Below are 4,996 nucleotides of genomic sequence, written 5' to 3'. Positions count from 1 at the left end.
GATGATTCCCTATTTGGCGTCATTCTGTCCGGTGCACTCTTGCATTTGCCGGTAGAAGTCCATTGCCATGGGCTCGTCAGCGTAGAATGACCGCAGGTTGTTGTGGAGCATTGCGGCCACCTTCCCGAGGAAGCCGCACTTTTTCTTGTCGGTGTTGAAGGTTGTGGCCCAGCCCGGTGCGCTAGACGCCGAGGTGGACAAGATGACCACCTGATCGTAGCCGTACTTTTCGGCAATGCGCTTGGCTTCGGAGATGGGTATTTCTTGTGCCATGGTTCCTCCAATAGATTTACAGATTAGTGGGCCTGTTCGCCTTCAAGGGCCTTAGACTCCTTGATGATGACTGCGGAAGTCCTTTCCTGAGGGGGGTCCTGATCGATATGGGCGATATCCGGGAAAAGCATCTTGTGGATCTTTTCTTCGTCCCAATAATCCTCTCCTACAACCTCCATAAACGTGAGTGCGTATTCGAGACTCGGCATCCGGCAAATCATGGAAATTCCCCCATAGCGATGCTTACGAAGTTCTACGCACTTCAAGTCGGGCGTGACCAAAAGAGAGAAGCTGCAATCTTCCCGCTCGTTGGGGATACCAACCGCGCAAAAACCATCTTCATCCGGGCGACGGAAAGGAAGAATTGCCTCAAGAGCTTCCTCGATCTCCCACGCCTCTGCGGATTTCTTGATGCCTATCCCGCTCTGCCTGGTCCTGGGGTTCCAACCCCACTGATAAAGACCCCGTGTTTCCAAGAGGCTCTCCAAAAGTTCGTATGCCTCCGGCAAAATGTGTTCGCCGGCCTCTGTCATTTCGAAATATTTGTCCCAAGGTATTGCACTCATATTTCACCTCGTCTTTGATTTGCGGATTCTCGGTTATTCGTATTTCTTCGGGTCAAACCCGGTAATTTGCCAATATTCTTCAAGGTGTTCGCGGACAGGCACATCAGGAGACATACAGCGATAGCCGATCTCCCAAAGCGTAACGTAGATTTCTGCGCACTTTTCGCAGTGAAAAATAGGGGATATGCAGACCTCGGAACCAAAGCGGTTTTCTTCGTACTCACTTCGGGGAGCGCGGAAACGATCATACCGCACGCACTCGGCGTTGAATTCAATCAACTCACCGCATGATGCACAACGTTTCCGGCGCTTGTACTCACCATGCTCTTTGAAAGGGAAAAAGTCAGACGGCCCATCGTACACCCAATCGTAGTCATAAATGCTTCCGTCACAACTACAGGACAAACTCATTTCGTCACCTCCCTGCTGATTCAAAGATTTTATGCCGCCGATTCTGCCGTGCAGAAATCAAACAAACTCGGCGCGGTCAGCTCCTGCTCGGCCGCCCGGCAATACTTCACCCCGTCGGACCAGTAGCCGGCGTTCAGCTCCACGCCGTAGCCGCGGCGGCCCAGCTTCACCGCCCGGTACGGCACGGTCATGAGCCCACCAAAAGGATCGAACACCAGGTCGCCATTGTTGGAGTACCGCCGGATCAGGCGGTCTACGATGTCGAACTGCAAGGGGCAGACGTGCATGTTAAGGCTTCGCCGCTTCTGTTCTCCGTTGAGCGTGCGCATGCGGTTGACGTCGTGCCAGACGTCAGGGTCTTGGCTGCCGGGCGCGATAGACATGAAGGTGGCCGGGAGCGCGCCACGCAGTTCCAGAGCCTCGCCTATGCGCACATGCTCCTCGTAGTCGTATATCCCCTGCAGGCTGGCCTCGGTGAAGGCCCTGGCCAGGGCGTCGGGACCCATCATGGCCAGTTCATCAGGAGAAACGAGCCTGTCGCCAGAGCTGCGCCAGAACGCATGTGCATCAACCTGCCAGCGGGCGCGGCTATATTCGTCTTTGGTCTTGCTCACCGGAGTATCTGCGTATCCCTTGGTACGGTCCGTCTGCGGCTTGCGAAAGATCAGGATGTACTCTGGGGAGCCGACGCCCATCTTCGAGCCGTCCTTGCACTGCTCGGTCCAGCCCAGGCGGTAGGTCTGATTATTCTCGCGGACCACGTCGGTGACCACGGTGATCATGCCCATGTAGTCGAACTCATGCCGCTGCGCATGGAAGATCGCCTCGGCGTGGAACGGACTGACCGTGGGCGCACCCTTGCCGGTCACGTTGCCGAACATGATCCTGTCCTTGACGTGGCAGGCGTAGATGCGACCGGGCGCGAGCACGCGCAGCAACTCGGGGGTCAGGTAATCCATCTGACCCCAGAAGTGCCCGTTGTCATCGGTGTGGCCGAAATCGTTGTAGCTCGGCGTGTACTCGTAGTGGTTGGCAAAGGGGATGGACGTGACGATCAGGTCCACGCTGCCCTCAGCCATGGCCCGCGTCTCCTCCACGCAATCGTTATTCACGGCGCGAAACAGCTTACCCTTGACCTCGATGCGTTCCACGCCGATGGACCGGCGCAGCTCGATCCCCATGTCAGCATGAGAAAGCCCATACTTACGGATAATATCGCTCATCTTCTCCACCATATCCTCGTGTTGCCGCCATTTCCGCTTGAGCGTCTCCAGAACGCGCGTCTCAGTGTCCGCGTAGATGATGTGGATGTGGCAATCGCGGCCCTGAAGGAAGCGATGAATGCGGTGAACGGCTTGGATGAAATCGTTAAACTTGAAGCCGATGCCCAGGAAGATGGCCATGCGGCAATGGCGCTGGAAGTTGCAGCCAGATCCGGACAGCACCGGTTTTGTAGCGAAGCGCCGGATCTCGCCACGGCTGAATGCGGCCACACGATCCTCGCGCACGTCCAGATCCTGGGAACCGTAGATGTCCACCACCTCGGGCAACGCGGCCTTGATGGCGTGGCGTTCGGCCTCTTGGTCGTGCCAGATGATGCAATGCTCGTTGGGCTCGGCCTCGACCAACTCCACCATCTTGGCGACACGCGCGGGAAGGCTCGCCCGCTTTTCCCGGCTGGCCGCGACCATGGACAGCGAAGCGTCCGGCAGGAGCCGCACCTGGCCGTCGCGTTCCACGGTCGGGCCGGTGCCCGACGCCACCTCATGGTAATGCACGTGCAGCGGCGGCAAATCGTACCCTTCGTCCGAGTAGCCCAGGTCCGAGGGGCGTTGCAAAAAGATGGCCCAAGAATTGACCCACAGCCAAAACTCCCGCTCCTTGTGCGGATACAGGGTCAAGTTGTTCGCCTTGGTCGAATCCCGCTGAAAGAACCGGGTCAGGGCCTGGCCTGTGTCCATGATGCCGAGGAATCCAGCGTAGTGGATCAGCTCCTTGTAGCGATTGGGAGAGGGCGTCGCTGTGGCCACGAAGCGGTATTTGACCGCCTCGAACAGTGCAAGAAACGTCTGGTAGGTCTTGGAGCCAAACGAGCGCAGCACGCTCGCCTCGTCCAGGGACACGGCTCCGAACAAGTTAGGGTCCAGCCGCCCGTCGCGTACGGACTCGTAGTTGGTCAGGTAAAGCCCGGTGCCGTCTACCTCTTCGGAGCGGCGAACAAAACGGATGTCCATGCCGAGCTTGTCCGCGTCGGCGCGGAACTCCCCGCGCACGCCCAGCGGGCAGATGATCAACTGCCGCATGGCCTCCCGCTGCCCGACCTGCCGCATGATCTCCAACTGCATGAGCGTCTTGCCCAGGCCAAAGGCGGCGAATATGCCGCGGCACCCGCCGTCAAGGCACCAGCGCACGATGTCCCGCTGGTGCGGCTTGAGCATGGGATGGACGGCCTCAGCCGCAACGCTGAAACCGGACTTGCGGGCCATGCACATTTTTGCTTCAAGGAATTCGCGGTATTGCATTTGTCTGCTCATTTTGAAAACCTAGCTGTAGTACAGCCGAGGGCAGCGGTCGCAATCGCCTTCGACTATTCCGTCCGGGCAATCGTCAGTCTTCCACCGTTCACAGGGCTGGCGATGTTTTTCTCCCAAAGCGTTGGCGACAACGCCTTTCTCCCAACGGGAGGAATGCCCCCGCTCGTCTTTCGGCTCATACCCGAGCCGCTTCATGAGGACGCGCCCCTGCTTCCACGGCAGCATGGTATGAGCCTGGACACACTCCAGGGCATGGAGCATTTTATTTCGCTGCTTGACGGTGGATGCCAGGGCGGTGGAGGCGTCGAGGAAGGCGTATGTCAACATGTGAATGACGGATGATTCCTTCTCCAACAGGAGGCTTTCTGTTTGCCGAGAGAGGAGAAGGAGCCAGAGAGTAGTTCCGGGGCGAAGGCAAATCTCAAACCACGTATGGTCGGAAAAGGTTGAGAGATGTTCCCGGTACGGGGCAAACTCTTTGAGGGCTGCAATAGCCGCGTCTCGCGTATCAAACGTCGTCAGGTGATACTTTCTTGTAAACATATCTGCTCCCTATCAATTCCCCGGCCAGCCGGATGGCTTGTCGGTGCGCTCGAACTCGTAGACCCACACCCAAGGACTGTCTGTCCACTTGGTCCCAGGCTTGGCAACGGAGTCCCAAAGGTGTTGGAACTCGTCGCGCCCGCATTCGAACATCTCACCGTTTCCGACCACTTCGGACTCGGCGTCTTCTTCGCTAATGTCTCGCAACCACTCGACGCGTACATTCGTGATCTTGATGAAAAGGCGGGCAGCTTCTTTGAAAACACCGTTGGGGATACCTTGGTGATTCAAAGCCCAATTAGGCGCGCGGTATTCGTATTTGCTTTCCCAAACTTCGGAGAGCCTAGGGGGAACCTCAATGCCAGCGCATTTGCCGTCAGCGATATATTCGACAACAAGGTCCATGCCATCTTCGCCGTAGTCCTTCACGTCGATAACCTTGCCGGGTTCGCGTATCCAAAGAATGTCGCCTTTCTGGTAGGGCGCATATTCAACAGCGCGCGGATCGCGAATATTCATCACCGTGTTTTTTCCAATGGGGAAACGGTTGTCTCTGGCTATATCCAGTTTGACTACGCGGCGGGTCTGCGTCTTTGTGCCTTCCAAAATCGCCCGGACAAGAGGAGCGGCGAAAGGCATGCAACCTATCTTCATCTGACTACCCTCCAT

At 57.3% G+C, this 4,996-nt stretch carries 6 protein-coding genes; all 6 read right to left on the bottom strand.

The genetic code is table 11. The features are described 5' to 3' along the window. Positions 1-9 precede the first annotated feature (9 nt). Positions 10-273: a hypothetical protein gene (locus AB6M95_RS19395; protein ID WP_371388390.1), complete on the bottom strand. Its 264-nt coding sequence runs from the start codon at positions 271-273 to the stop codon at positions 10-12. 23 nt (positions 274-296) lie between these two features. Continuing rightward, positions 297-839 (bottom strand): hypothetical protein, encoded by a 543-nt coding sequence (locus AB6M95_RS19390; protein ID WP_371388389.1) that lies wholly within the window; start codon positions 837-839, stop codon positions 297-299. A 33-nt stretch (positions 840-872) separates the two neighbouring features. Further along, positions 873-1,250, bottom strand: a complete 378-nt coding sequence (locus tag AB6M95_RS19385) for a hypothetical protein (RefSeq protein ID WP_371388388.1) — start codon at positions 1,248-1,250, stop codon at positions 873-875. Positions 1,251-1,279: 29 nt separating this feature from the next. Further along, the gene (locus AB6M95_RS19380; protein ID WP_371388387.1) at positions 1,280-3,784 is read right to left on the bottom strand and encodes a DNA methyltransferase; all 2,505 of its coding nucleotides are present in this window, start codon (positions 3,782-3,784) and stop codon (positions 1,280-1,282) included. 9 nt (positions 3,785-3,793) lie between these two features. Beyond that, positions 3,794-4,327: a hypothetical protein gene (locus tag AB6M95_RS19375; RefSeq protein ID WP_371388386.1), complete on the bottom strand. Its 534-nt coding sequence runs from the start codon at positions 4,325-4,327 to the stop codon at positions 3,794-3,796. Between the two features lie 12 nt (positions 4,328-4,339). Beyond that, positions 4,340-4,996, bottom strand: a 657-nt coding sequence (locus AB6M95_RS19370; protein ID WP_371388385.1) for a hypothetical protein, incomplete at its 5' end; no start/stop codon positions are given.

Source organism: Pseudodesulfovibrio karagichevae (assembly GCF_041414475.1).
Classification (GTDB): domain Bacteria; phylum Desulfobacterota; class Desulfovibrionia; order Desulfovibrionales; family Desulfovibrionaceae; genus Pseudodesulfovibrio; species Pseudodesulfovibrio karagichevae.
Note: the sequence above shows the minus strand (reverse complement) of the source record. Positions and strands in the feature narration are given on the sequence as shown.

Coding starts and splice junctions, on each gene's coding strand:
- AB6M95_RS19395 (WP_371388390.1), bottom strand. CDS start 273: ATGGCACAAGAAATACCCATCTCCGAAGCCAAGCGCATTGCCGAAAAG.
- AB6M95_RS19390 (WP_371388389.1), bottom strand. CDS start 839: ATGAGTGCAATACCTTGGGACAAATATTTCGAAATGACAGAGGCCGGC.
- AB6M95_RS19385 (WP_371388388.1), bottom strand. CDS start 1,250: ATGAGTTTGTCCTGTAGTTGTGACGGAAGCATTTATGACTACGATTGG.
- AB6M95_RS19380 (WP_371388387.1), bottom strand. CDS start 3,784: ATGAGCAGACAAATGCAATACCGCGAATTCCTTGAAGCAAAAATGTGC.
- AB6M95_RS19375 (WP_371388386.1), bottom strand. CDS start 4,327: ATGTTTACAAGAAAGTATCACCTGACGACGTTTGATACGCGAGACGCG.